This is a genomic window from Hymenobacter sp. YC55 (genome assembly GCF_029433095.1).
Taxonomy (GTDB): Bacteria; Bacteroidota; Bacteroidia; order Cytophagales; family Hymenobacteraceae; genus Hymenobacter.
Window position 1 is genome coordinate 166842 of record NZ_JARNTX010000001.1, and the last position, 26538, is coordinate 193379.

At 55.9% G+C, this 26538-nt stretch carries 19 protein-coding genes; 9 read left to right on the forward strand and 10 right to left on the reverse strand.

Annotated elements, in window-relative coordinates; translation table 11 throughout:
- The first annotated feature begins 59 nt into the window (after window positions 1–59).
- Entirely contained in the window at window positions 60–965 is a 906-nt protein-coding gene (locus P1X16_RS00730; RefSeq protein WP_277225445.1) for a glutamate--tRNA ligase family protein, read from the forward strand.
- A gap of 12 nt (window positions 966–977) precedes the next feature.
- On the opposite strand, the gene nfi is transcribed toward P1X16_RS00730, so the two are convergent.
- A complete protein-coding gene (gene nfi, locus P1X16_RS00735) occupies window positions 978–1664 on the reverse strand; it encodes a deoxyribonuclease V (protein WP_277225447.1) in 687 nt (228 codons plus the stop codon).
- Window positions 1665–1945: 281 nt separating this feature from the next.
- Here nfi and P1X16_RS00740 point away from each other — a divergent pair, with 281 nt between their 5' ends.
- The 3 genes from P1X16_RS00740 to P1X16_RS00750 all read left to right on the forward strand — a co-directional run bounded on the left by P1X16_RS00740 (window position 1946) and on the right by P1X16_RS00750 (window position 4523).
- Complete coding sequence (locus tag P1X16_RS00740; RefSeq protein WP_277225450.1) at window positions 1946–2515, forward strand: DUF1990 family protein; 570 nt, start codon at window positions 1946–1948, stop codon at window positions 2513–2515.
- The gene (locus P1X16_RS00745) at window positions 2508–3233 is read left to right on the forward strand and encodes a DUF1990 domain-containing protein (protein WP_277225453.1); all 726 of its coding nucleotides are present in this window, start codon (window positions 2508–2510) and stop codon (window positions 3231–3233) included. The genes P1X16_RS00740 and P1X16_RS00745 overlap by 8 nt, the downstream gene beginning before the upstream one ends.
- Before the next feature lie 249 nt (window positions 3234–3482).
- Window positions 3483–4523: an NAD(P)-dependent alcohol dehydrogenase gene (locus P1X16_RS00750; protein ID WP_277225454.1), complete on the forward strand. Its 1041-nt coding sequence runs from the start codon at window positions 3483–3485 to the stop codon at window positions 4521–4523.
- A 216-nt stretch (window positions 4524–4739) separates the two neighbouring features.
- Here the strand turns inward: P1X16_RS00750 and P1X16_RS00755 are convergent, their stop codons facing one another.
- The 4 genes from P1X16_RS00755 to P1X16_RS00770 form a co-directional block, all read right to left on the reverse strand.
- The gene (locus P1X16_RS00755) at window positions 4740–6293 is read right to left on the reverse strand and encodes a serine hydrolase (RefSeq protein ID WP_277225456.1); all 1554 of its coding nucleotides are present in this window, start codon (window positions 6291–6293) and stop codon (window positions 4740–4742) included.
- A gap of 147 nt (window positions 6294–6440) precedes the next feature.
- Window positions 6441–6941, reverse strand: a complete 501-nt coding sequence (locus P1X16_RS00760) for a hypothetical protein (protein WP_277225458.1) — start codon at window positions 6939–6941, stop codon at window positions 6441–6443.
- A gap of 381 nt (window positions 6942–7322) precedes the next feature.
- A complete protein-coding gene (locus P1X16_RS00765; RefSeq protein ID WP_277225460.1) occupies window positions 7323–8564 on the reverse strand; it encodes a pyridoxal phosphate-dependent aminotransferase in 1242 nt (413 codons plus the stop codon).
- A 168-nt stretch (window positions 8565–8732) separates the two neighbouring features.
- Window positions 8733–9437 (reverse strand): hypothetical protein, encoded by a 705-nt coding sequence (locus P1X16_RS00770; protein ID WP_277225461.1) that lies wholly within the window; start codon window positions 9435–9437, stop codon window positions 8733–8735.
- Between the two features lie 121 nt (window positions 9438–9558).
- On the opposite strand from P1X16_RS00770, the gene P1X16_RS00775 reads away from it, so the two are divergent.
- The 3 genes from P1X16_RS00775 to P1X16_RS00785 all read left to right on the forward strand — a co-directional run bounded on the left by P1X16_RS00775 (window position 9559) and on the right by P1X16_RS00785 (window position 11642).
- Complete coding sequence (locus tag P1X16_RS00775) at window positions 9559–10086, forward strand: DinB family protein (protein WP_277225463.1); 528 nt, start codon at window positions 9559–9561, stop codon at window positions 10084–10086.
- A 105-nt stretch (window positions 10087–10191) separates the two neighbouring features.
- Window positions 10192–10650 carry a hypothetical protein gene (locus tag P1X16_RS00780; protein WP_277225465.1) on the forward strand — a complete coding sequence of 153 codons (459 nt, stop codon included), beginning with the start codon at window positions 10192–10194 and terminating at the stop codon, window positions 10648–10650.
- 128 nt (window positions 10651–10778) lie between these two features.
- The gene (locus tag P1X16_RS00785; RefSeq protein ID WP_277225467.1) at window positions 10779–11642 is read left to right on the forward strand and encodes an SDR family oxidoreductase; all 864 of its coding nucleotides are present in this window, start codon (window positions 10779–10781) and stop codon (window positions 11640–11642) included.
- A gap of 83 nt (window positions 11643–11725) precedes the next feature.
- Here P1X16_RS00785 and P1X16_RS00790 read toward each other — a convergent pair whose 3' ends face one another.
- The 5 genes from P1X16_RS00790 to dnaX all read right to left on the reverse strand — a co-directional run bounded on the left by P1X16_RS00790 (window position 11726) and on the right by dnaX (window position 20619).
- Window positions 11726–11974 carry a hypothetical protein gene (locus tag P1X16_RS00790; protein ID WP_277225469.1) on the reverse strand — a complete coding sequence of 83 codons (249 nt, stop codon included), beginning with the start codon at window positions 11972–11974 and terminating at the stop codon, window positions 11726–11728.
- Window positions 11975–12770: 796 nt separating this feature from the next.
- Window positions 12771–13478 carry a GIY-YIG nuclease family protein gene (locus tag P1X16_RS00795; RefSeq protein WP_277225471.1) on the reverse strand — a complete coding sequence of 236 codons (708 nt, stop codon included), beginning with the start codon at window positions 13476–13478 and terminating at the stop codon, window positions 12771–12773.
- Window positions 13479–13742: 264 nt separating this feature from the next.
- Window positions 13743–15005 (reverse strand): NADP-dependent isocitrate dehydrogenase, encoded by a 1263-nt coding sequence (gene icd, locus P1X16_RS00800; protein ID WP_277225474.1) that lies wholly within the window; start codon window positions 15003–15005, stop codon window positions 13743–13745.
- A 111-nt stretch (window positions 15006–15116) separates the two neighbouring features.
- Window positions 15117–18089, reverse strand: a complete 2973-nt coding sequence (locus P1X16_RS00805; protein ID WP_277225476.1) for a M16 family metallopeptidase — start codon at window positions 18087–18089, stop codon at window positions 15117–15119.
- 322 nt (window positions 18090–18411) lie between these two features.
- The gene (dnaX, locus tag P1X16_RS00810) at window positions 18412–20619 is read right to left on the reverse strand and encodes a DNA polymerase III subunit gamma/tau (protein ID WP_277225478.1); all 2208 of its coding nucleotides are present in this window, start codon (window positions 20617–20619) and stop codon (window positions 18412–18414) included.
- A 316-nt stretch (window positions 20620–20935) separates the two neighbouring features.
- Between dnaX and P1X16_RS00815 the strand changes: the two genes are divergently transcribed.
- Both P1X16_RS00815 and P1X16_RS00820 read left to right on the forward strand, forming a co-directional pair.
- Window positions 20936–25096 (forward strand): two-component regulator propeller domain-containing protein, encoded by a 4161-nt coding sequence (locus tag P1X16_RS00815; RefSeq protein ID WP_277225482.1) that lies wholly within the window; start codon window positions 20936–20938, stop codon window positions 25094–25096.
- A 704-nt stretch (window positions 25097–25800) separates the two neighbouring features.
- Window positions 25801–26535: a hypothetical protein gene (locus tag P1X16_RS00820; protein ID WP_277225484.1), complete on the forward strand. Its 735-nt coding sequence runs from the start codon at window positions 25801–25803 to the stop codon at window positions 26533–26535.
- Window positions 26536–26538 lie beyond the last annotated feature (3 nt).

Sequence of the window (26538 nt, forward strand, 5' to 3'; positions counted from 1 at the left end):
GAGGGTACTATTATTCTGCCTGCTGATTCGGGAGGTAGTATCTTGCGGTTCTTACGTGTATGCAGCTTCCATCACCTCCCGTTGTTTCGCGCTTGGCGCCTACGCCTAGCGGCTTTCTGCACCTCGGCAACGCCGTTAACTTCACGCTGACGTGGCTGCTTACCCGGCGCGCGGGCGGCACCCTGCACCTGCGCATCGACGACCTGGACCGCGCCCGGTTTCGGCCGGCCTATCTCGCCAACATCTTCCAGACGCTGGACTGGCTTGGACTCGACTACGACCACGGCCCCAGCGGCCCCGACGACTTCGAGTTGCACTATTCCCAACGGCACTTTCTGACGGCTTACGAGGCTACGCTGCAAGCTGGCCGCGCCGCTCAGCCCGGGCTATTCTACGCCTGTGGCTGCTCCCGCACCGACCTGGCCCGTGCTGCCTTGCCCCGGAGCAGCAACTACCCCGGTACCTGCCGCGCCAGAGCCTTAGCACCCGATGCCCCCGAAACCGCTTGGCGCGCCCACGTCCCGGCTGGTACCACGGTAGCGGTACCCGACCTGTGGCAAGGTGAACTAGCGGTGCCGCTGGACGAAAGCCTCGGCGACTTTATTGTGCGCAAAAAGGATAGCACGGCCGCTTACCAACTCGCCTCGATAGTAGACGATGTGCGGCTAGGGGTGACGCTAATTGTGCGTGGACTGGACTTACTGCCTAGTACCGCGGCGCAACTCTGGTTGGCTGGTCAGCTGCCCGGCGTGACATCGTTTCAAAACACGCAGTTTCTGCACCACGGGTTGTTACTGGATGCTACGGGCCAGAAGCTTTCCAAATCCACACAGGCAGGGCAGCAACGCGGTATTCTTGCTGAAGCGGGCCATCCGCGGGTGGTGTATGCAGCCGTAGCGCAGCTGCTCGGGTTGCCGGAAGCAGCCAGCGAATCGTTGGCGGCATTGCAGGCAGCGTTGCAGTAGCGCTGTTGCGCGTTACTTCAGTTCTTTCTTGAACTCTTCGGCCCAATGGTCAGCCAAGCGGGTGGGCTCGGGGAGCTTGTAGCCGCGCAGGCAAGCCAGTGTGAGGCGGGTGGCCGTGGCTTGGTCGCAACGGTGACCCGGACTAACGAACAGGGGCTGCACTTTGTCTTTCGAGCGAATTACTTCGCCAAGCAGTTCTCCGTTTCGGTCAGTTAGCGCCGAAATGCTGCCTTTGGTTAGGGCTGGCTCTTGAAACGTGCCGGTTAGCTTCTGCTTGGCCACCCCGAAAGTGGGCATATCGAGTAGCACGCCCAAGTGCGCGGCAATGCCCATGCGGCGTGGGTGCGCAATACCGTGGCCGTCTACCATAATCACATCGGGCTTCTGCTTAAGCTTTTCGTAGGTCCGAAGCACGTTGGGCGCTTCACGGAACGAAAGCAGCCCCGGAATGTAAGGCACTTCCACCGGGCCCACACTCCACACCTTTTCCACCACTTCCAGCGAAGGAAACCGCAACAACACGAATACCGACAGGATAGTCTCGGGCGTGGGAAACGACGAATCGCAGCCGGCAATAAATTGTGGCTCGCGGGCCAACGGCTCCTGCCGGACACGGGTGCGCATTTCGTCTTGCAGGCGCGTTAGGTCGCGCACTATGATAGGATCGGCGGGTGGGCCCGGCGGGCGGTAGTAAGCCATGAGCAGCAGACGGAAGATAAGTGGGTGGTAGTGTGTACTGCCAAGCTAGGCTTGAGGTTGGATACCGATGGCGACAGGCATCTCAGGAATAGACGACCACTACATAGGCAGTGACGCTGCCTCAGTAGGAGGCTGTGCAAGCAAAGTAGTTGTCATTCCGGCGCAGGAGGAATCTGAATTAAGTCATTCAACGAGTTACCAGATTCCTCCTGCATCGGAATGACATTCATTTTAGTTGAATAACGTATAAGCGACCAGCAACCCGAAAACTGTTGTTAGCTATGCCCAAATCCGAACAACCCGCACACACCGGCAGCGGTCCTCATTTCGAGCGGCGCTACTGGGTTGATGTACAGCATGCGCGCCAGTCGGCCGCCGAGCTGATGCAGCATATCCAGTGCAACCTGCCCGATTTCTCGCCCGATTTGCTGGCCGACTTCAAGAAGTCGAAGGGCGCTTCGCACTGCTTGGAAGTGAATGACGAGTACCGCATCAAGATCCTAGGACCTTGGAACGGCGACGTACGCGTAGCCGAGCTAGGCTTCGATTATTTCGAGTTGGTAACGCTGGAAAACCACCCCGAAGCCGGGCGTATTCGCTTCTCACTCCGCCCGCACGAGTCCTTGCCGCATACGCTGCGGTTTGAGATTCATTCTTGGGCCCGCTCGCGCGATGGACTAGTGGCCTTCACCTACGACACGTTGGGCATGGGCAAAAAGGTGCAGCAGCAAACCTGGGAAACGTTCTGCCAGCGTGTAGCTTCGTACAGCGGCGGCCTCCAATTAGGCCCCGTGCACGTGGAAACCGTGAAGCAGAGCGAATCGGAAACCAAGGTCATCCACGATGCCTAAGTCACAGCCCTTAGACGAGCGGCAGAAAGCCCGCCTCGAAGCCTACGAAAAAGCTGGCTACAACTTCGACCTCAACCGCACCCACGAGTACACTCGCCAAACCGGCTGGAACGTGGACGACTACGAAACCGAGTTGCCAGCCGAAGCGCCTGGCCCACCCGAAGCGCACGGCTCGTGGGCGGCAGCCCGGGAAGTGCTACGCAACTACACTTTCCCGCCGCCCAATCTTATCACCGGCATCTTTGTGCCCGATCAGCCCTTAGAGCAGCGCGTAATGGTGCTGCGCGGTATGTTCTTGGGATTTTCGTTCTGGTTTGGCGTACGGGTGGGCGGCGTTACCGACGAGCACAGGCCACTACCCGAGGGGGGCGAGGAACAAGTGTGGGGCTACAATTACCGCACGCTGGAAGGCCATTTCGAGCGCGGCGAAATCATTTTCACTGTTCACAAAAACCTAACGACGGGGCGCGTGCTCTTCCGCATTCATGCACTTTCCCAAACGGGCCGCATTCGTAACCCTTTCTACTGGCTCGGCTTCAAGCTATTTGGCCGGATGCTGCAAAAGCGCTTCTCCCGGCAGTCGATGCAGCGGCTAAAGGCGCAGGTGGAGGAAATGCTGCAAAAAGGCTGGGACTCTCCTAATGAAGCCAACGCAACGCCCGTCAAGTCCGCGTCTTCCCACGAGCAAGCGCAGCAGCAGTTAGACAAGGCAACATAGCAGCACATCGGCTATTCCGCTCCGCCGCTCTTTACTCCTCGGCCGGCCCACCGCCGTGCAGCAGTTTGCGGCGTCATGAGCAGGCTGATAGGAAGGTACTTAGGAAAAGAAAGGTACAAAGCCGACCAGTACACGCCCAGATTCGAAAGCCAAGACTGCCAACTTCATTCTGTTTCCAGTAAAACCTTTCTTAGTAAAACAGGTTAAAACGCACTCGTTCTGCCCGTTTTTCCAAAACCAACTTCACCAATGATAGAAGCAAAAGGTTACGCTGCTCCGGCAGTTCATGAGCCCCTCGCGCCCTTCCAGTTTGAGCGCCGCGACGTAGGTCCGCACGATGTACGCATCGAAATCTTGTTTTGCGGCGTTTGCCACTCCGATGTACACCAAGTGCGCGACGAGTGGGGCGGCTCCATCTTCCCCATGGTTCCCGGCCACGAAATCGTGGGCCGCGTAACGGAAGTAGGCGCGCACGTCAAGAATTTCAAACCTGGCGACCTGGCGGGCGTCGGCTGTATGGTCGATTCGTGTCAGCACTGCCCCGAGTGTAACGACGGCCTAGAGCAGTACTGCGATAATGGCTTCGTAGGCACCTACAACGCCCGTGAAAAAGACGGCACGCCCACCTACGGCGGCTACTCCAACAACATCGTCGTGACCGAGAAGTTCGTGTTGCGCGTGTCCGAAAAGTTGGATCTGGCCCGCGTGGCGCCGCTGTTGTGCGCTGGTATCACCACTTGGTCGCCGCTGCGGCAGTGGAACGCCAAGGAAGGCGACCGGGTGGCCGTAATGGGCCTCGGCGGCTTGGGCCACATGGCCGTAAAGTTTGCCGCCGCTATGGGCTGCGAAGTAACCGTGCTCAGCACCTCCGCCAACAAAGAAGCGGATGCCAAGGCCCTCGGCGCGCACAAATTCGTTGTGACCAAAGACCAAGAAGCCATGAAGTCGGTAGCCAACTACTTCGACCTCATCATCAACACCGTGTCGGCCCCCATGGACCTGACGCCCTACGTAGGCAGCCTGCGCCTCGACGGTACCATGGTGCTACTCGGTGTGCCACCGGAAGCGCCTCAACTGCACGCCTTCAACCTGATTGCCAAACGCCGTCGCATTGCCGGCTCGTTGATCGGGGGCATCAAGGAAACGCAGGAAATGCTGGACTTCTGCGCCGAGCACAACGTCATGTCCGATGTAGAAGTTATTCGCATGGATTACATCAACGAAGCCTACGAGCGGATGATAAAGTCCGACGTGAAATACCGCTTCGTGATTGACTTAGCCACGCTGTAAGTGACGCTATAAAATGAATGAGGTTGCTGTTCTGCCTGCACGATATGCGCAGGCAGAACAGCAACCTCATTCATTTCACCCATTCCCCGCCTGTCATCCTGAGCTGGCGAAGGACCTTATTATGCTAGAACGACCATCGGGCAGATGACTCATGCTAGCGTAATAAGGTCCTTCGCCAGCTCAGGATGACAGGCGGTTTTTTGGTGCTAACCGACGTTAGAGTTTGCTGAACACGTATGGGTCGTACTCGACGTAGTCGTTCACGCGCAGCTCTATGTTCTTCACTTTGCCCCCTTCCACTTCAAACTTGGCGGGCATCACGCCGAATACCAGGTCGGAATAGATGGTGCGAAATTCCTGACCGTCCATGTAGTCGAGGGTGGCGGTGAGGCCGGGGTGCGTGGGGAACTGGATTAGCAGCTGCTTGCCCTTCTGGCTGATAGAAATAGGGCCGAATAGCTTATTCTCGAACTTGCCGGTGTAGGCACTCAGGGGCAGCGCCGGCTTATTCTTTTTGCTAACCCGTTCGGCTAAGACCTTGGTGGGGTCTACTTGTGTGGCTTCAAATTGCTGCTTGCGCTTCAAGGCTTGGGCGCTCCGGTCAACGTACGGTACGCCGAGCCAGCTGTCGAGCAACTGGTAGCGCAGCATCTCAAAGAAGCTTTGGTTGTCGTTGTTGGTCAGGACAGCAATGCCAAGGCCGGCTTCCGGCACAAAGCACACGTTGCTAACCTGCCCCGAGGCGCCACCCGTGTGCCAGAATATCTGCTGCCCGTTATAGTCGGCAGCTTCCAACCCCAAGCCGTACGTGATGAAGTGCATCGGGTATATCGACGATTTGCGGCTGCTGATGATGGTATTGGCCTCGCGGGTTTTGCGCAACGCCGCCCACGGCACTATCTGCTTGCCTTCATAGCGGCCACTATCGAGCTGAAAGCGCAGCCACTTTGCTAGGTCCGTTACGTTGGATACCATATTGGCCGCGGGCGCCATGTTGTCCCAGTTATCAAACGGCACTTTTGCTAGTGGCCCGAAGGTGTTAGAGTAAGCAGCCGCAATGTTGGGCCGTTGGGCAAAGCCAGCCGAGGCGGCGAACGTAGATGTCATACCGAGCGGCTGCAACAGGTTTTGCTGCACGTAGGCTTCCCAGGTAGTGCCGCCAGTAGCGGCCGGCACTACCTCGCCCGCCGCCACAAAGCCGGAGTTGCTGTAGCCGTAGTCGCGCCGGAACTGCCCGCCGGGCTTCATCAGCCGCATGCGCCGCACAATTTCCGGACGCTCGATATTGGATTTAAAAAACGAGAAGTCTCCCTGAAACGTCTTGAACCCGAAGTGGTGGCTCATGAGGTCGCGCACCGTTACCATCTGCGAGGCTAGGGAGTCGTAGAGGCGGAAATCGGGCAGGTACTTGCTGACTTTATCGTCGAGGTTGAGCTTCTTCTCGCCATCGAGCTTGGCAAGTGCCGTGCCGGTGAAGAGCTTGGTGTTGGAGGCTATCATGAACAGCGTATTAGCGTCCACGAGGTCGGGTTTGCCTACTTCGCGCACGCCGTAGCCTTTCTGCACCACCACCTTGCCGTCCTTCACCACCACCAACGCTAGCCCCGGAACCTGCCATTGGCGCATGCCGCGCCGGATGTAGCTGTCGAGGCTGTCGGTTACGAAGCGGTTGGTGTTAGCGGTTGTACTCTGAGCCAGAGCGGCCGAAGTGCCGCTTAGTAGCAACCAGGCTGCCACGGTTAGGTGCCGAAGAAAGTAGGGGAGGGACATACAGCGGGACTAGTAGGGAAAGCTATTCAAGAACCCTAAACTACGTCTGTCCTGCCGACATTCCGCGCCGTAAGCAACGAGAGAAATCGGGTACCAACCTTATCTAGATTCTCCTCGCCACTTGCTGTGCAAAATCATAAGCTCTGCTTAGTTATTTTCCACCGGGTACCGAAAGGTGCCCTCCATACTCAGGCGCTTGCCGCCGCGGCCCGACTCGCAGACGGTGCAGCGGAAGCTTCCCGCCAGCCAGTGCCGCTCGGCGTTGATAGCCGTAATGGTGACTGAGCCCGGATTATCTGAACACGATTTCGAGTAAGCAGCGGTGTTGCCGAAGCGGTAAGATGCATCCCGGTTACGGCCACTCAAAATCTCCTGAAAGCTATACGTGCCCGTTTTCAGCGGAAACCGGTCGATCAGAATAGTTAGTCCTTCGCCGTCGGGGTCGTCGGCTCGCACTACGTTGAGGGTAAGTGTACGGTCTTGGCTAAGAAAAAAGCGCGAGCTGATGGTATCCGTTTTGATAGCCTGCCCGTTTATGCGCAGCGTCAGAGCCCGCACCAAAGGCCGGGCGGGCGCAGTTTGGGTCAGGGCGGGTGTGGCACCTAGCAATGAAGCGCCAGCTAAGCAGAAAAGAGCAAAGTATCTCATCGGCGTTACTTCAGACAAGAATCAGCCCAAAAGATACTGCAAAGCTCCTGAGTACTCAGCAAGTGCAGCAGCCTGATCTTGTTTGAATCCCCTAATTGCTGCTACCACAATCCGGATATCATGCTGAGTGCAGTGTAACGAAGCATCACGCGTGCTGACCGTGCTGACGTTGTGATACTTTTGTCATGCTGAGCGGAGTCGAAGCATCTCGCGTGCTGACGTTGCAATGGCAAGGAGTTACCACAGGAACCGTCATGCTTCGGCTGCGCTCAGCATGACGGTTCCTGTGGTAGCGTCACGTCAGTACACCAGACTATAATAAGAAGGTTACTTAGCAACCAAGCAGGCGACACCAGCGCAATTTTCCTTTCTGCTGTGTGCTTACGCTGGCGAATTAGCTTCGCTGGTGTAGGAAACCGAAGCTTCCGGCTGCAACCGTCCCGGATATTGCTGCAAGGCCAAAGCTAAGCAATCCATAGCTCGGTTTATTATATCCTGGTTCACGACGTAAGCCAGCCGAATCTGCTGATGGCCTAGGCTTGGCGTGGCGTAGAAGCCTGCAGCTGGCGACACCATCAGCGTTTCGCCTCGGTACTCAAATACTTCCAGCAGCCACTGTGCAAACCGGTCGGTGTCATCGACGGGCAGGTGACACAGTACATAGAACGCCCCGCCCGGAGTGGGGCACACCACACCCGGCATGTCGCGTAGCCGTGCTACCAACAGGTCGCGGCGGGCCTGGTATTCGGCTTTGGTTAAATCGAAGTAAGAATCGGGGAGGTCGGTGGCGGCTTCGGCAAGCAGTTGTGCCAAGCCCGGCGGGCTCACCCGCATCTGCGCAAAGCGTAAGCCTGCTTCGTGCAAGTCTTTGTTTTTAGTCACGAAAGCCCCAATTCGAGCGCCGCAGGCACTGTAGCGCTTGGAAATAGTGTCTAGCAATACCACGTGCTCGTCGGCGTTGGGCAGGTGCAGGGCACTGATGTAGGGCGCGTCGTAGCAGAACTCCCGGTAGGCTTCGTCGGAGAGCAGGAATAAGTCGTGCTTGCGGCACAGCTCTAGCACTCCCGTTAGTTCCTCGCGGCTGTACACGTAGCCGGTCGGGTTGTTGGGGTTGCAGATCATGATGGCGCGCGTACGCGGAGTAATCACCTGCTCGAAATCGGCGAGTGGGGGCAGCGCAAAGCCGTCCTCGATGTACGACGTAACGGGTATCAGTGTGATGCCGGCGGCCACAGCAAATGCCGTATAGTTGCCGTAAAACGGCTCCGGTACGATTAGCTCGTCGCCGGGGTTGAGGCAGCACATCAAGGCAAACAGAATAGCCTCGCTGCCGCCAGTCGTTATCAATATATCGTCGGCCGTAACGTCGATACCCGCCCGCTGATAATAGTCGGCTAGTTTCAGGCGGTAGCTCAGGTGGCCCGCACTCGGCGAGTACTCCAGCACCCGAATATCCACTTGTTGCACCGCCGCCATTACCGCCGGAGGCGTTTCAATATCGGGCTGTCCGATGTTGAGGTGGTGCACCGTCAGACCGCGTCGCTTGGCAGCGTCGGCGAAGGGTGTCATTTTACGAAACGGAGAAGCCGGAATGTCCTGGCCGCGCTGTGATACTTGCAACATAAGCCCAAAGATAAGGCCTACCTCCCTAGACCTTTGCCTTTTATGCAAGGAAAGTGATGTAAGTATAGCGCAAAGCCTTTGCTTAGTGTAGTAGGGAATGTTGATTTGGCGACGCAGCGCCGTCATTCACCGATATGCCAAGCAAAGGCTCCACGCTACAGCAACAAACTACACCGAAGGCTCCCGGGCCGGGTCGCGGACAATGAGTGTGAGCGTGGTTTGTACGTAGTCGTTCATTTTTACCACGGGCGTTTTGCCTAGGCTATCGAAGTCGCCGTTGATGTCGGTGAAACTGATAACCTGTGTGAAAAGCGGTTTGTCTTCCACATCACTTAGCAAACCACCCACCACGCTCCCAAGCTGCAGCAGTAGTTCGGCGGCGCGTACGGGAGCATTGGCAATTACGCGCGCTACTTCGGTTACCACGTTTCGGTAGTCGTCGGAGTTGCGGGCTTGCTCCATTATGGCGGCGGTATCGCGCAAGCCTTGCTTGCTTTTGAGCACCGAAAGCAGCACATGTATCTGCGAGGGTACAGGGCCTTCGGGCACAGTTTGCTTCCAGTAATACGCCGTTTTATCGACCGGCAAATCTTCCTCGTCGTCGATGCGCGCAAAGCCGGAAAGCGTAATTGTTTGGGGCTCGGGGTTCAGATTGTCGAAGACAACGAGCAGCAGGTACACGTCGGCGAAGCCCGGGAAAGGCCACACCTTGGCCGTGCGGTTGTTTTTCACAAACACCCGCGACAGGCGTACTTCCAGGCCAGTTACGGTTTGCGAATCAGGAATGCCAGGGTCTTGCACTCTGGCAGTTAGCGGTACCGCCGGCAACGATACCGTGGAAATAACGGCATCGGTTATTAAGTCGAGAGCCATAGCAAACAGCTAAAAATGAGAGATTAAAAATTAAACCAGTTGTACTTTACTATCTGCAGGAAGCAGTCCAAGCTGCTAGCTATTTCCACCAACAAGCCCTCTTCGTTTCGGTTACGCATCCATGACAACTTCTCCTACACCACAACCGGAATTCTGGTTGCGCGGCCCACTGCCCGAGGTACCGCCTTTGCTGCAACCTATTGCTCATGCATTGCTGCAGGCCCGCCAAGAAGTGGAAACCGCCCTCCACAGTTTCCCTGATTCGCTCCTGACGGCCCGGCCGGCTGGTGTGGCTTCGGTTGGCTTTCACCTGCACCACCTGGCCGGCGTCCTCGACCGGATGCAGACTTACGCCCGGCACCAGCCACTGTCTGAAGACCAGTTAGCTTACCTCGCCGCCGAAAACAACGTGCCCACCACGCCCGGTAGTACCGTCGCCTTGGTGCAGCACTTCGGAAAGACGGTAGACCACATGCTGGCTTACCTGCCCACCGTGCCCGAAGCCACCCTCTCTGAGTTCCGGCCTGTAGGCCGCGCTAAGCTACCAAGCACCGTCATTGGGCTGTTGGTACACGCTGCCGAACATACCACTCGCCACACAGGCCAATTACTTGTGACAGCACGCGTGGTGCAGGCAGGAGTAAGCTGAAAGCAAAAAGCTAAACTTATAAGTATAGCAGTTGGCTTCAATTGGCTTCTGTCTTGCTGCCGACGTGAGCCTATTGTGCCTCCCGCAAGTAATCATAGCTACAGTATGTTGCAGAAGCTTTTTTCCTACTTCTCATTGGCCAAGACAACTTCAAACGAGCCTCCCCGCCCCGTGACAACAGGGGCTACCATTGCGGAGTGCCAGCAGCAACTGTTGCAGCACTTGAAAAGTGGAGATTACGCGCTGTCTTCGTCCGATAAGGAAGGCTACCGGACATTGTGTTATTACCGAGAGGCTTTCCTGTATGTGTCGGTTGGTGACGACGGAACCGGCGTATTGCGGCTGCCACAGGAAGACATTCTACTCAATTATGTATGGCGCCAAAGCAGCAGCAAACTCGTGTTAGAAAACGGTCAGTACACGTGGAGCTACGACCTAACGGAGGCGGAAAAGCTTGAGAAGTGGCGAGAAATTTTGGCGAGACTTTCTCCCTTCTCCGATTCAAGCCAACGATTTGTGGCTAAGGTGCTAGCAGATTTTGCTAGCCTTTCCGCTCCGGTATAGGCAGCTTTTCTAAATTACAAGCTGCACATAATCAGCGCTTCAACTGGTAAAAGAGGCCAACTCAACCATAACCCGGTTGCGTGCAGGACGTTGGTAGAGGGCACGCACTCTTTACCAACCTAAGCACTATGGAAACGAAACCAACCACTTTGCCACCCCAAGCGCAAGACCAGCAGCCCGGCATTGAACAAGAAATGACTCCCCGGCCGGAGTACATCCGCCCCGGCTATAAGGGCAGCGACAAACTGCAAGGCAAAGTTGCGCTTATCACTGGTGGCGACTCCGGCATTGGCCGCTCCATAGCGGTGCACTTTGCCCGCGAGGGGGCCGATGTGGCGTTTGCCTACCTGCCCACCGAAGAACAGGATGCCTACGAAACCCGGCAACTAGTCGAGCAGGAGGGCCGGCGGTGCCTGACCCTGCCCGGTGACCTGCGCGACCCCCAATTCTGCCAGTCCATCGTCGACCAGGTGGTGCAAGAGCTAGGCGGGTTGAATATCTTGGTCAACAATGCTGCCGAGCAGTTTGTGAGTACGGACCTAACGGAAGTATCCGACCAGCAGTTTGAGGATACCTTTCAAGTGAATTTCTTTTCGTTTGTGCGCGTGACCCGCGCTGCGTTGGCTCACCTCAAAGAAGGCGACTGTATCATCAATACCTCGTCCATCAATGCCTACCGCGGCAATCAGCAACTCGTGGATTACACGTCCACCAAGGGCGCTATTACCGCCTTTACCCGCTCCATGGCGCAGCAACTGGCCGAAAAGAAAATCCGCGTCAACAGCGTGGCACCCGGCCCCATCTGGACTCCGCTTATTCCGGCCAGCTTCCCAGCCGAGAAGGTAGCCTCTTTTGGTAAAGACACCACTATGAAGCGCCCTGGTCAGCCCTCGGAAGTGGGCCCGTGCTACGTGTTCCTAGCCTCCGATGACTCTACTTACATTACTGGTCAAGCCCTGCACCCCAACGGCGGCGAGATTTTGAACACGTAATTCTATGTTTCATAGATAGTCCTGAACACCCAAACGCCCCTCCAATTGGAGGGGCGTTTGGGTGTTCTTTTTAGTTGAGAAGATTATTGGCCAGTAGTAGAAGCGGCACCGGCTGTTGTGGTCCCTTCTGAGGTGGTAGGAGCCGTGGTAGCGCCTGCGCTTTCCGGGTTGGTATTGCCATCTGGAATTGAGGCTTTGTTCCGGGTGGAGTCGATACCAGCTTCCGAGCCAGTGGCCTCTGTGCCGCTAGCGCCAGCACCTTCTTGATTGCCGCCACACGAAGCAAAAGTAAACGAGGCCGCAGCCAGCACGAGAAACAATACTTTTTTCATAGTTGAGCTTGTGTAGTGAGCAGAAGGTTGACAGGTGTAAGGACACTAAACGGCGTCTTCACTTCTTTATACGGGCCACTGCTCCAGGGTAACCCTTGCTTTCCGCTATTGCGCCTCAGTGAGCGACAAGCCCTCGTAGCGCAGAAAAAACAGCGTTAGGCAATAGCCGCCTTGGCGCAGAAAGTCCTTGAACGCAAAAAAGACCGATCCAAGCAAAAGCTTTCTGAAAAGCTCTTTGTTTAGATCGGTCTTCTGATGGTGCTGTAGAAGAAGGATTCGAACCTCCACGGTGTAGTTAGCCGGCCGCCGGACCAGTTTTTCCCGAATCACCACCCCCGAGAGAGGAGGGCATGTCTGCCAGTTTCATCATTCTACAAGATGAGTCCCGCGCCGTATGCGTTTGGGAATGACAAAGGTAGTCCTCAAAAATTATCAGGCAAGCTTTTGGAACCAAAAAGTTAGAAGGGCTTCGTTGTTAAAATCTAAGCACGCTATCAGCAACGGCATCAAGCAATTTACGGAGAGTTGCTTTAAGCTACTGGCATGATTGAGATGACGAGCTGCTGCCTTTACTTATTCGCACGGTTGTAACCCTGCCAACGCGTCGTCTGTAAAAAAAGACGCCCCGGCTACAGACAACAGCTAGGGCTTCAGGAATCGGGTGGTTAGCACCCCCTTGCTCCCAAGCTAAAATGAGTAAACGTGTCAAACTGGTCGGCAAGGCCAAATGATTTCATGTTGTGCTGTAACTGTGTAGACAGTAATTTATAGAAGCAATTCGAACCGTAACGTATCGTTAATTAGATTTAAGTTCGTTGTCCTTAAGAGAATTGCCTTTTGAATCTATCCAAACTGATGGACCGGGAGAATTTCTCCCAAGAATAATAGACGAAGCAGCACTTGGACTTGAGAAAATAGTGTCTTCAGTAAAAAGATATTTCCCATTACTTTCTACTAATATTTTATTCGCTTTTAGCTTGTCTCTTTGCTTAATCCAGCCTTTAGAAATAGAATCAAAAGTGTTTATGTTAGCCTCTGATCCTTTTTGCACTATAAATGATTCATCAGTTTCAAACATTGTGGCTTTGAACTTATCTCCTTTTAGCTTGTAGATTTTTGTCGTCAAAGGAGGGTTCGCAATTGGATTTGTGTTTACATGCCCACTGGTTTGTGTGGTCGGAATTAAAAAGCTTATTCCGACAGTAGGTAGTACCAGCTTTACTTGATCTAGATAATATTCCATATCAGAGACATCGGCCTCAGATAAGCTTGATTGAGTTGGCACATTTGCATTGTCTATTTCGGCATTTTTTGCCTCGTGCGCTATCTTAACAATTCTTGATTCTAAGTATTTTATATGAGACTTAGTAAGTAGTTCATCTTTGCTAATAAATATAATTACTTCTTTAAAATCTTTGTTTGGGTTATTTAAATGTTGTTTTAATCTGTCACGTAAGTTTTCAGATCCAGCAGATGATATATATTCTCTCAGAATATATATCATCTGCTGGATCTGACTTAAGAATATAAACGCCAGGTTTATTATACTCATCGCGCGTCAAAAGTTTATGTAACGTTGCTCTTGGTGTGTGAATTGCTTTACCTGACCAGTTACCTATTTCTATTGTGCGAGGACCATTGTCACTGCCATCAATTAAAAAGAGAGTTATCTTTTTACCCATGGATGCTTCTAAAAATTAAATAGAACCCCACGCCAGCCTTACAGCCAACGCGGGGTTCCGTTGTTTAAGTGGCTAATGTTAAGCTACTACATCCGATTGATGACTTCGTCGCCGAACTCGCTGCATTTCAGCAGGGTAGCACCTTCCATCAAACGCTCAAAGTCGTAGGTGACGCGCTTCGAGGCAATGGCTGCTTCCAGGCCTTTGTAGATAAGGTCGGCGGCTTCTTGCCAGCCCATGTGCTCGAGCATCATGGCGCCAGAGAGGATAACCGAACCGGGGTTTACTTTATCCTGACCGGCGTACTTCGGTGCCGTGCCGTGGGTGGCTTCGAAGATGGCGTGGCCGGTTACGTAGTTGATGTTGGCTCCCGGCGCAATGCCGATGCCGCCCACAATGGCCGCCAGCGCGTCGGAGATATAGTCGCCGTTCAGGTTCAGGGTAGCTACTACCGAGTATTCGGCGGGGCGGAGCAGGATTTGCTGCAGGAAAGCATCCGCAATGCTGTCTTTGATGAGGATCTTGCCGCCATCCAGCGCTGCCTTCTGCTGCGCATCCGCCACCTCTTGGCCCTGCTTGGCAAGTACCCGGTCGTACTGGCTCCAGGTGTACACTTTGTCGCCAAACTCACGTTCGGCTAGCTCATAACCCCAGGTTTTGAAGGCGCCTTCCGTGAACTTCATGATGTTGCCTTTGTGCACCAAAGTCACCGAAGGCTTTTTGTGCTCGATAGCATAGAGTATGGCAGCGCGCACCAGACGCTCCGTACCCTCTTTCGATACTGGCTTGATGCCAAACGAAGACGTTTCGGGGAAGCGAATCTTCTTCACGCCCATCTCGTCTTGCAGGAATTCCAGCATTTTCTGCGCCTGTGGGGTGCCGTTCATGTACTCGATACCGGCGTAGATATCCTCCGTATTTTCGCGGAAGATCACCATGTCAGTCAGATTCGGCTGCTTCACTGGCGAAGGAACCCCCTCAAACCACCGTACAGGGCGCACGCAGGCGTAAAGGTCAAGCTCTTGGCGTAGAGCCACATTCAGAGAACGGATACCACCACCCACGGGAGTAGTTAGAGGACCTTTGATGCCCACGAGGTATTCGCGGAAAGCATCCAAGGTCTCATTGGGCAGCCAGTTATTGGTTTGCTTGAAAGATTTCTCGCCGGCCAACACCTCTTTCCACACTAGCTTGCGTGAACCACCGTAAGCTTTTTCTACGGCCGCGTCAAATACTCGCACAGATGCCGCCCAGATGTCTGGACCTGTACCATCGCCTTCAATAAAAGGAATTGTAGGCTGGTCGGGTACATTCAGCTTGCCGTTTTTGATGGTGATTTTTTCTGCCATTGGGGAAATTGTCAGTTTTTAATTGACGGTTATTGGTGTTTTGGTAGTTGATTGTTGTGCAAGGCTATGCTTCCCGATGATTCGTTGAAAACAAAGCCAGGAGGAGCGGCTTTAATAGCCGAAAATCTCTTTCAGCGTGAGTTGCTGGAGTTGGCCATATTTCGCTAGCTCCTTGAAATTGAGACGATCTTTCGAGCCGATGACCAGGATGGTCTGGTTCTGACCTTTCACCCGAGCCTGCTGAAACTTCTGCAAGTCGGCGAAGCTCATATTCGGGGTCTGCTCATACACATCGCGGCGCAAGTCGTAGTCGAGGCCGAGGCGTTTGGCGCGCTCGTAGCTGAACAGGATGTCGGACTTGGTGATGCGCTCCGTGGCAATGCTGTTGCGGATGGCGTTCTTCGCGATTTGCAGGTTGGCTTCGGCCACCGGCATATCGTTGAGCAGAGAGTTCATGCCCGCCATGGCTTCTGGCAGCTTGTCGGACTGCGTGCCGATGTAGCTCAGGTTGTAGCTGCTACGACCGGCCTTGTCGGCATTAGCGAAGCGTGAAGAAGCCGAGTACGCCAGCGCCTTCGACTCGCGTAGCTCCTGAAACACGATGCTGCCCATGCTACCACCGAAGTACTCGTTGTAGAGACTGGTTGTCGGCACAATAGACTTGTCGTAGACGGGCCCTTTCGAGAGGAACAGAATTTCCGCCTGCACCATGTTGTAGTCCACCCAATACACCTTGCGCGAGTTCATAGGTTGCTCGGCAAAGTCCTTATTGGCCGGTACCGGCGTGAGTTTGGCGGGCGTCTTGTGGTTGGTATTGAGCGTAGCAGTTAAGCCATCAGCTGCGCGCGGCCCATAGTAGAGCACGCGGTGCTGGTAGGTCGGCAGGCTCTTAATGAGGGCCGTGAGCTGCTCGGGCTTCAAGGCCTTTAGCTCTTTCTCGCTGAGTTGGCTGGTGAAGGGATTTTTGGGGCCGTACTTGGCAAAATTCACCATAGCTTGGCTCAGAATTACCTGCTTGTTGAGCTTGGCATCCTGTCGTGACTTTAGTACGCCAGCCACCATGTTCTTGAGAGCTGCCGCATCGGGAGTGGGAGCGGCCAACAAGCTTTCAAAAAGTTGCAAGGCTGGCTCCATGTTGCTGTCGAGGCCACTGAGGCTGACAAAAATGCGGTCCTGGCCACTGCTTACAGCAAATGAGCAACCGAGCTTGTAAAACTCTTGCTGCAACTGCGCCGCGTTGTACTTGCCGGTACCCAGATACTGGAGGTAGTCGGCGGCGAGGCCCAGCTTGGGGTCGTTGTTGGTGCCCAGGTCGAGCACGTAATACAGGTTGAAGAGGTTGTTTTCGGTGTTGCGGGTGTAGAACACCGGAATGCCTGACGCTAGCTTGGTTTCCTGAATGTCTTTCTTGTAGTCAACAAACACCGGCTGCAACTCCGGCGAAGTAAGGCTGGTCACCTGCTTGTAGAACTCGGAGGCCACTTCGCGGTTCACGGGTACCGGCGTAATAGCCGGCTTCACCACCTTCACCGTGTTTGGGTCTTTGCCAGTGCGCTTATACACCACAGCGTAGCCGGGGCCGTAGTATTGGTTGGCCACGCGCATCACCTCTTCTTTGCTGATGGTGGCAAAATCGTCGACCTGCTTGAGGTAGTCTTTCCAGTCTTGGCGGGCTACAAACGCCGCCACGAAGGCACCGGCGCGGGCCTCGTTGCTTTCGTAGCTCTTGGTGCGCTGCAGCTTCTCGTTGTTGACGATGGCTGGAATCAGCCACTCCGGAAAGTCGCCCTTCTTCACCTTGTCCAGCTGCGCGAGCAGCAGGTCGCGCACTTGCTCTAGTTTCTGCCCCTGGCGCGGCGTAGCATAGAGGATATGTGAGGAGTAGTCGTTGTTGATGTCTGTAAACGAGGCGGCTTGCAGCACCGTCTGCTTCTGGTTCAGGTTGAGGTCGATGAGACCAGCCTGGCCATTGCTCAGGATTTTGTCGACCATGCGCAGCACCAGTGCCTCGCGCGACGTGGTTCCCGGAAAGCGGAAGCCGATCATTACGTTTTCGGCATCAGGTCCTATCACTTCCTTCACTAGCGGAGCCGTGAGAGGCGCTTCTTGGGCGGGCGTGAAAGCCGCTACGGGCTTGTTTTGCAGCTTGCCAAAGTACTGGTCAATGATGCGGATGGTCTGGTCGTAGTCCAGGTCGCCGCTCAAGCATAGGGCCACATTGTTGGGCACGTAGTACTTCTCGAAATACCGCTTAATCTCCGTGATAGACGGGTTTTGCAGGTGCTCGATGGTACCTATGGTGGTTTGGGTACCGTACTGATGCTTCTGGTAGAGGCTGCGGTTAAGGGCTTCGTATTCCTTCGAGAAGTCGTTGTCGAGGCCACGGTTTTTCTCTTCGTATACCGCCTCTAGCTCCGTATGGAACAAGCGCGGCACCATTTCGCCAAGTCGTTCGCTCTGTATGGCGGCCCACTTCTCGATCTGGTTGCTCGGAATATCTTCCTGATACACCGTTTGCTCTACCGACGTGTAGGCGTTAGAGCCTTTCGCGCCAATGGCGCCCATTACTTTGTCGTACTCGTTGGCTACGGCATACTTGGCCGCTACGCTGGATATTGAGTCGATTTGGTGGTAGGTACGCTTGCGGGCAGCAGGGTCGTTGCGCTGGCTGCGGTACTGCTCGTACAGAGCCTCGATTTTGTCGAGTTCAGGTTTTTCGGCCGCCCAATTTTGGCTGCCGAGCTTCGAGGTGCCCTTGAACACCATGTGTTCCAAGTAGTGCGCAAGGCCAGTGGCCGTAGCGGGGTCGTTCTTGGAGCCCGCGCGCACCGCCAGATACGTTTGAATGCGAGGTGCATCTTCGTAATCAGACAGGTAAACGGTGAGGCCGTTGTCGAGCGTGTAGATGCGGGCCTTGAGTGGGTCGCCTTCTACGGTCTGGTACTTATACTCTTTCTGCTGTGCCGGAGCCGGGGCGGTGGTGGGTGCCGTGGTGGCTGTAGTAGCGGTAGGCTTACTCGTTTGGCATTGCGTAAGACCAAGGGTCGCCAGGGCTGGAATCAGAAGCAGAAAGGGTTTTTTCACAGGTCAGCTGGCGCAGGCAGTAAGCAGGGCGGAGAAATAAAGGAATCAAAGATAGGCGGCCTATCCTGGAATTAAAAGCTTCATCCAGCCCTAAACCACCCGCCACGGCTTCGAAGTGCGAAATTTTATGTATGTGAGCAACAGATTGATTTGAATTAAAGGGGATTGTATGACCCTCTTTGGTGGGGAAGCCACAGGTATGGTTGAGGTAGCCGTTAACGTCAGCAAGCTCGTTTTCCTCCTTGCATGAGGAGGGAAACGAGCTTGCTGACATCAAGTGTTTAGTGGAGGCGTAGCCTAAAAATCTGCTTTTGAAAGTGGTTTAAAAGTCCGCATCCAGCCCTAGGCGCTGCTGCATCTCGACTAGCATGGGGAACTTCTCTTTCAGGTACTCCAGCTTGTCGCTGGAGGTGTAGAGCTTGCGGCCGGTGTTTTGTTGCTCGGCCACTTCCACTTGCACGTTGAGGCGCGGGTAGCCAGTGCGGCGGCGCAGCTCGCCTAAGAAGCCAGCTCGGAACTCATTGAACTGGTCTTCTTGCACCGGGTTATCAACCCGCAGGTGGATAACGTGCTGCTCGTCGGCTGCAATAGGCCGGTTAAGCACGCTGTACTCGCTCATGCTGTGCGCTTTCCGTTCCTCTTTCAGCTCACTCCACACGCGTTGCAGCAAGGTATCATCGATGGGTTGCAAACCGGTGACGGGACCTGTCGGCTCGGTATCAACAATTGCCTTTTGGGTGTCGGCCTGCATGAGCTGGGCCTTCATATCCTTCAGGCTACCGAGGCCGGGCAGCTTGCTGGTCAGCCCCAAAGGCTTGCCCATAGCCGGCATACCGGGCCGAGGCGGCAGCGGGGCGGCCGTTACGGGCATTTGGCCCGGCTCGTGACCAGCTATACTAGGTTTCCCAATCTCAACGTGCGGCACCGTGTCGCGCAGCCGAGACGTGACGGGTACTTCGGTGGCTGCCTCGTCCTCGATGCTAGGCGTGTCGTGCAGTTCCTCCACGCCGCTTTCAATGGGCACAATGGGCTCAGGATCGGCAGGGGCGGAGCGAGTGGGCAGAGGCAGTGAAGCCGTAACGGCCGGAGCAGTTGGCGCCGCTACAGTACTGGGACGGGCCGAGCCGTTTGGCGAGTTGTAGGGAGCTGCGGCTTCGGCGGTGCCATCCGCAACGAGTTGGCCGTTTGAGGCTACAGGCGCGGCTGTGGGTGTAGGCGCCGCCGCAGGAGCTACGCTACTTTTTTTTTTCGCCTCGCCGTTATCCGACGAAGGCTTAGCGCTGCCGTTGCTGGACGTGGCAGGGCCGGCGCCAAGGTCGCGGGCAAACTGCACGGCGCCATTGAGGTAGGCCAGCTTCATCAACGTCAGCTCCACATGCAGGCGCTGGTTTTTCGCTTGCTTAAACTCCCGGTCGCAGAGGCTAACCAGGTTCAGGGCCGAGAGCAGGAACGACAACGGAGCTGCTTGTGCCTGCTGCACGTACCGGTTGCGCAGGTTGTCGGATACTTCCAGCAGCTGTACCGTCACGGGGTCTTTGCACACCAGCAGGCCACGCAAATGCTCGGCTGCGCCTACTACGAAGTTGTGCAGGTCGAAACCGTTCTGCATCACCTCATCGAGCAGCAGCAGTGTAGCCGATAGGTTCTCACTGAGCAGCGCATCTACCAGCCGGAAATAGTACTCGTAGTCCAGAATGTGCAGGTTCTGCACCACGTCCTTGTAGGTCAGGTCGTGGCCCGAAAAGGTCACCATCTGGTCGAACATGCTCAGGGCGTCGCGTAGACCCCCATCGGCTTTCTGGGCCAGCAGGTGCAAAGCGTCGTCTTCGGCCTGAATGTGCTCCTGAGTGGCTACGTAGCGCAGATGGCCCCGGATATCGTCAACCCGAATGCGGTTGAAGTCGAAGATCTGGCAACGGGAAAGGATGGTCGGGATAATCTTGTGCCGCTCGGTGGTCGCCAGAATGAAAATGGCATAGCTCGGCGGCTCTTCCAGCGTCTTTAGGAAGGCGTTGAAAGCGGCATTCGAGAGCATGTGCACTTCGTCGATGATGTACACCTTGAAGCGTCCCTGCTGCGGGGCGTAGCGCACCTGTTCGACCAAGCTGCGAATGTCTTCCACCGAGTTGTTGGAAGCGGCGTCCAACTCGTGCACGTTGAACGAGGCATTTTCCTGAAAGGCGCGGCACGACGAGCATTTGCCGCAGGCTTCCAACTCGAAGGGCGTATTGTCGGGGTCAGCAGCTTGTTGCAGCGCGTCGGGCACGATGTCGGGCTGGGCCTGAAGTAGCTCCGATACAGAGCGGCCTTTGCGCACGTGTTCTTCTACAAACTCGCAGTTGATGGTTTTGGCTAGGATGCGGGCACACGTGGTTTTGCCCACCCCCCGTGGGCCACAAAACAGAAACGCCTGCGCCAGATGCTGGCTGGAAATAGCGTTTTGCAACGTGGTGGTGACGTGCTGTTGCCCTACCACGCTTCTAAACGTGGCGGGACGGTATTTGCGGGCCGAAACGACGAAATTTTCCATACGACTAGCCACAAAGATACCCCGAAAAGCCGGGGTTTGGAAGGCCGACGGCGGCTGTTTACTGTCAACGCCAAGCAAGCCTTTCCTTGGAAAGCTACCTTAGGCTGTGGCCGCGCCGGTGAATTTGCATACTGCCAAAGCAGGTGTATTTGAGAATGTGTATATTGCTCTGATGCTGTTGATTGTGAAGGTTGTTGATAGCCTCTCAATACTAGGGTTTATATAGATGTCGCAGATACGTGCTTCAGTATCAGCTAGGTAGTGGAGCTAGAGAGGGCAGGGTACTTGCTAGTCTGTCCGGCATAGGTTTTATCTCATGTTCCACCGGTACGCTCTTTTCCTGCGTTGCTTGTTCATCGGTCTGGTAGGGCTGGTAGGAGAGGTGCATTATGCCGCGGCGCAGAACTTGGCTTCACGCTCTTATACCATTGCCGACGGCTTGCCCCAAACGGTGGTCTATGCTATCTGCCAGGACGAGAAAGGCCGTTTGTGGGCGGGTACGCAAGGAGGCGTTTGCTCGTTTGACGGGCAGCAGTTTCGTACCCTCGACGTGCGGCAAGGTTTATCCGACAATCACGTAACGGCCGTGGCGGCTGCCGCGGATGGCACCTTGTGGCTCGGCCACGAATACGGCGGCGTATCGAGTTTGCGGAATGGCCAGCTCCGCCGCTGCCGACCCCGTGGCCTAGGAACAGTAGGGCCCGTGCGGCAAGTGTATCCGGCGGGCGGCGGAATAGTGTGGGTGGCTACGGCCGGTAATGGATTGCTCCGCCTCAAATGCAGCCCTGCCGATACGGTTGTGAGCAGATACACCACCAAAAACGGTCTGCCTTCTGATTCAGTGAACTACGTGGGCGCTGGGCCAGCTGGGCAGCTGTGGGTAGCCACGGCTAAGGGCGTGGTCGTGTTCAATAGTGAGCAGCCGCTAGGAGTAGCAGGTGCAGGCGCGGCGTTGCCAGCGGAATTGCGGCAAGCCAGCGTGAATAGTGTATTCAAAGTATGTGACACGCTGCTTTGGTGTGCTACCAACACGGGGCTGCTGCGGGCAAGCAACCGCTTGGGGCGGCTCTGGCAGGTACGGCGCTTTGGTGAGACGGAAGGACTGTGTGATACCCGTGTGCTGCGAGTAATTCAGGACCGAAGAGGGCGGGTGTGGGCCGCTACGGCCAGCGGACTAAGCCGGGCCGTACAGGGTGGTCGATTCAACTGTTTCGGGGGGCGCAACAACCTAATAAGCGACCAGGCCCACGATTTACTGGAAGATCAAGAAGGCAACGTGTGGATTGTGCACGACAACGGCCTAACCCAGCACCTCGCCGACGAGCGTTTCACGCAGTACACGCCCCAAGATGGTTTGCCCGACAACCAAGTGCTAGCTATTCTGGCCGTAAATCCACGCGAATATTGGATAGGGACCCGGCTTGGTATTGTGCGGTTTCGGCCAGGCTCCAGCAACAGACCGTTGTTTGAGCCCGTGCCGTTGCGGCCCGGCGCGCTCGGTCAATATGTGCGGTGCCTGTTCCAAGACCGCCGCGGCCAGATTTGGCTTGGTACGCGCGGGGGAGGGGCTGCCCGCTACAACCCCGCCACCAAGCGTTGGACTTATTTCGACGACGTGCCGGGCTTAGCGGGGCAGCGGGTGTATAGTATTGGGGAAGATGCCCGCGGGCGGGTGTGGCTAGCTACCCGCGAGGCAGGCGCCACCGTGTTCGATCCTGCTACCGACAGTTTCCGCACTTTCGATGCGCAGCATGGCGGCCTCGGCACCTACAGCTTGTGGAAGGTGTTTCGGGACCGGCGTGGCACGCTGTGGCTCGGCACCGACGACATTGGGCTAGTTCGCGTGGACACTGACCACGACCAGTTCCAGCGCGTGCCAGGGCAGCCGAAACGGCTTAGCATTGGCTCCATCAGCGAAGACCAACACGGCAATTTATGGTTGGGCAGCATTGGAAGCGGGCTGCTGCGCTACGACGGGCGCACTATGCGCGGCTATGGCCTCGAAGTAGGATTGCAGTCCAACAACCCCTACTTCGTGCAGTGCGACAGCGCCGGTCGAGTGTGGCTGGGTACCAATTTGGGGCTCGACTGCTTTAACCCAAGCACGGGGCGCGCCATGAGTTATGGGTTGCTCGAAGGCTTTGCGGGGCAGGAAACCAACCAAAACGCCGTGGTGCTAACCCGCGGCAACCAACTCTGGATAGGTACCATCAACGGTTTGATGCACTACGACCCGGCTGGTGTGCAACTCAACCCGCGGGCGCCAGGCAGTTACCTGACCCGCTTACGCATTTTCCTCAAGGATACCACCGTCCGTTCTGGCCTTCAGCTGCCCCACCACCTCAACCACCTTACGTTCGACTATGTAGGCGTAAGCCTGACCAACCCCGCCAAGGTGCGGTATCAGTACCGGCTGCTGGGCTCCGATACCCGCTGGTCCGACCCGGTGTCCACCACTTCCGTTACGTATACCAACCTGCCGCCCGGTGATTATGATTTTCAACTGCGGGCGGCCAACAACGACGGCGTATGGAACATGCGGCCCGCCAGCTTCCGAGTAACCATCAAGCCGCCGTGGTGGGCACGATGGTGGGCCTATGTGCTGTACGCGGGATTATTCGGAGCCATGCTCTACGGCGTCCGGCGGGTAACGCAGCAACGGGAGCGAGAACGGGCCGACAGGCAGCTGCAACGGCAAGCTCTTGAACATTTGCAGGTATTGGATCGAATGAAGTCCGACTTCTTTGCCAATATCAGCCACGAGTTTCGGACGCCGCTCACCCTCATCTTGGGTCCGGCCGAGCTTCTAGCCGACGACCCGCCGATCGATGCCACTCAGGTACGTCAGCAAGGTAGCTTGATAGTGCGCCACGCCCGCAAGTTGCTGCAACTCATCAATCAGTTGCTGGATTTGAGCAAGCTTGAAGCCGGCGCCCTGCACCTCAATGCTGTGCCCGGAGACGCAACTCTGTTTGGCCGCCGGCTGCTGGCGCCGTTTGCCTCGCTGGCTAGTAGCCAACACATAACGCTGCGCCTCCAAGCCCCCACTACGCCCGTACCGCTCGTCTTCGACCCCGAAAAACTAGAGGAAATAGTATCCAACCTGCTGGCCAATGCACTGCGCTTCACGCCTGCTGGCGGTGAGGTTGTGCTAATCATCAAAGAAGAACCGAGTAGCGCAGCAGTACCGTTTGGGGCGGTGCGCTTCGAGGTTCGCGATACTGGTCCGGGTATTAGCCCCGAGCATCAGCCTCGCCTTTTCGAGCGCTTTTATCAGGCTCCCGGCCCCGATACCGGTGGTGCGCGAACAGGTACAGGCTTGGGCCTGGCGCTGGTAAAAGAGCTAACGGAACTGCATTGCGGCACCGTAACCGTGGCAAGTAAGCTAGGCCAAGGAGCAACATTTAGCGTATGGCTGCCCCGGCAAGCGGCAGTAGCAACAACGAAAGAGCCGACAAACGAATCAGGAGCAACCAAGATGGTTACGGCGGCTGAGGTTCCACCCAAACCACTGTCAGCTACTGACTTTGAAGCTTCGCCGGTTGCTCAGGAGGGTTATTTACCAACCGCTGTGAAGACTACCGATACAGCTGCGCTTCCAGCGAAAGAGGAGCCAAGGGCAGAAGTTGCCGTAGTGCTGGTTATTGAGGACCAAGTTGATATGCGGCAGTTCATCTGCGAAACGCTGGCGCCGGGCGGCTACCACTTGCTGGAGGCCGCTGACGGGACGGCCGGGGTGGCTCTGGCCCGAGAAGTAGTACCGGATTTGGTGCTCTCTGATATTATGATGCCCCCCGGCCCCGACGGATATCAGGTGTGTGAACAGCTAAAAACCGATCCTACCACCAGCCACATTCCAGTGGTGCTGCTCACGGCCCGCGCCGATCCGCGCGACAAACTCCAGGGCTTGGAAACCGGTGCCGATGCGTATGTCGCCAAGCCCTTTAACCCGCGTGAGCTACAGGCGCAGGTGCGTAATCTGCTGGCGCTGCAGCAGCGTTTGCAGGCACGGTTCGTGGGTCAGTCGGCTCTGTCCGTTGACGCAAGCAGCGAAGTGGTCCGGCCAGTTGGTCCTGCGCCTTCGGCTGTGGTTGCCTCGTCGGTGCTGCTTTCGCCTTTGGAGCAGCACGCTGCCGCGGTGGCGGCGCTGCCTTCCCTCGACCAAGCATTTCTGCACCGTGTAGAGCAAGCTGTTGAAAGTCACCTCGATGACGGAGAGTTCAGCGTGGAAACGCTCAGCCAGGAAGTGAATTTGAGCCGGACCCAGCTGCACCGCAAGCTCAAAGCCCTCACCGGCCAAGCTCCCAGCGACTTTATCCGGAACACACGCCTGCTACGAGCTCATGCGCTGCTGCAAGGCCAAGTTGGCAACGTGGCCGAGGTAGCTTATCGAGTCGGCTTCAATAGCCCCGCCCACTTCAGCACTAGCTTTAGTAAGCTGTTTGGCTATGCGCCCAGCGAAGTGAACAAAGGATAAGCCAGTTGGCGGCAGATACTAGGCAACACCCTTGATTCCTAGCGGCAGCCGGACAGATCATTTTGGGTTGCTATACGCAAGCCCCGCTGTAAGGCGAGTTGCTGATGAAACCACGCCGTCGGCTCACCCCACAAACCCGTGGTTTCCGACCGGGCGCAACCAGCGCAGATGTATTTGCAACGTGCGCGAATGTTGTGCGGGGGCGGATGTCCTTCTTTTGTGCCGTTGTCAAGTGCTGGTTTTACAACGGCAGCGGCTTGCAATTAAGGTGCAATTTCCTATCGATACAGCTCTATGTAAGGAGTCTTCCGTGGCTTATTCCGGCACGTGTAGCAACACCAATTTTTGCTCTAACACTAGGCATTCTTGCCTGGCTGTTCCTACTTCCTCATCGTTCCAATATGAAAACCGCTGCCTTTTTTCTTAAGCTTCTATTTAGTGCCTTAGTACTCACAACCTTGGTGCTCCTAGCATCGGAAGTAACGCAGGCTCGCCGTTCAACTACCCAGCCATCCTATACGCATCCCAATACAACAGCGCCTTCCGTGTACAACTACGTCCGCTATGCTCGCACGTAGCCTGGTCGCAGCCAATTGCTAGTCACATGCTTGTGTGATTGTGGTGCAGTTTCAGTTTTGCGTGTTTGCAGTCAGTCTGGCTGTATCCCTTGGTGTTTTACTTGTTTTCTGTTTACAACCTCTTGTATGAAAATACTTTGCCTCTCCTCGTTGTTGAGCTTACTGATCACTGCTGTTATAGCACAGTCTACCCCAACTGCTGCGCCCTCGGTGCCCACTTCCGACACGTACTTCGGGGTGAAGGTAGACGACCCCTACCGCAACCTCGAAAACTTGCAAGATCCGGCCGTGGCCGCCTGGATGAAAGCGCAGAGTGAGTACGCCCGCAAAACCCTCGACGGTATTCCGGGCCGGCAGAATCTCATCGACCAGATGGTGGAATTCGATAAGCGCAAAGCCAGTCGCGTAAGCGACCTGCGCGTAACCGACAACGACCGGTATTTCTACTTCAAGTCGCGGCCCGAAGATCAGCAGCCCAAGCTGTACTGCCGCGACGGCTACGCTGGCACCGAGACGCTGCTGGTTGACCCCGAAAATTTCGAGAAAGGAAAAGTCTATACCATTAGCTCCTTCACACCTTCCTTCGACGGGACCAAAGTAGCCTTTGCGCTCAGCGAAAAGGGAGCCGAAATAGGGGAGGGCTGCATCATGGACGTAAAAACCCGCAAACTGTACCCCGAGCGTATCCGTCCTCTATCCTTGGGCGGGGCCGGCGACTGGCTGCCCGACAACAACAGCTTCACATACACGCCTCTCAATAGCGCCGACGTGAAAGACCCCGCGGCGCGTCTGAACACGCAGTCGTTTATGCACCGCGTGGGCACGTCCCAAAGCCAGGACAAGCCGGTATTTTTCCGCTAAAGT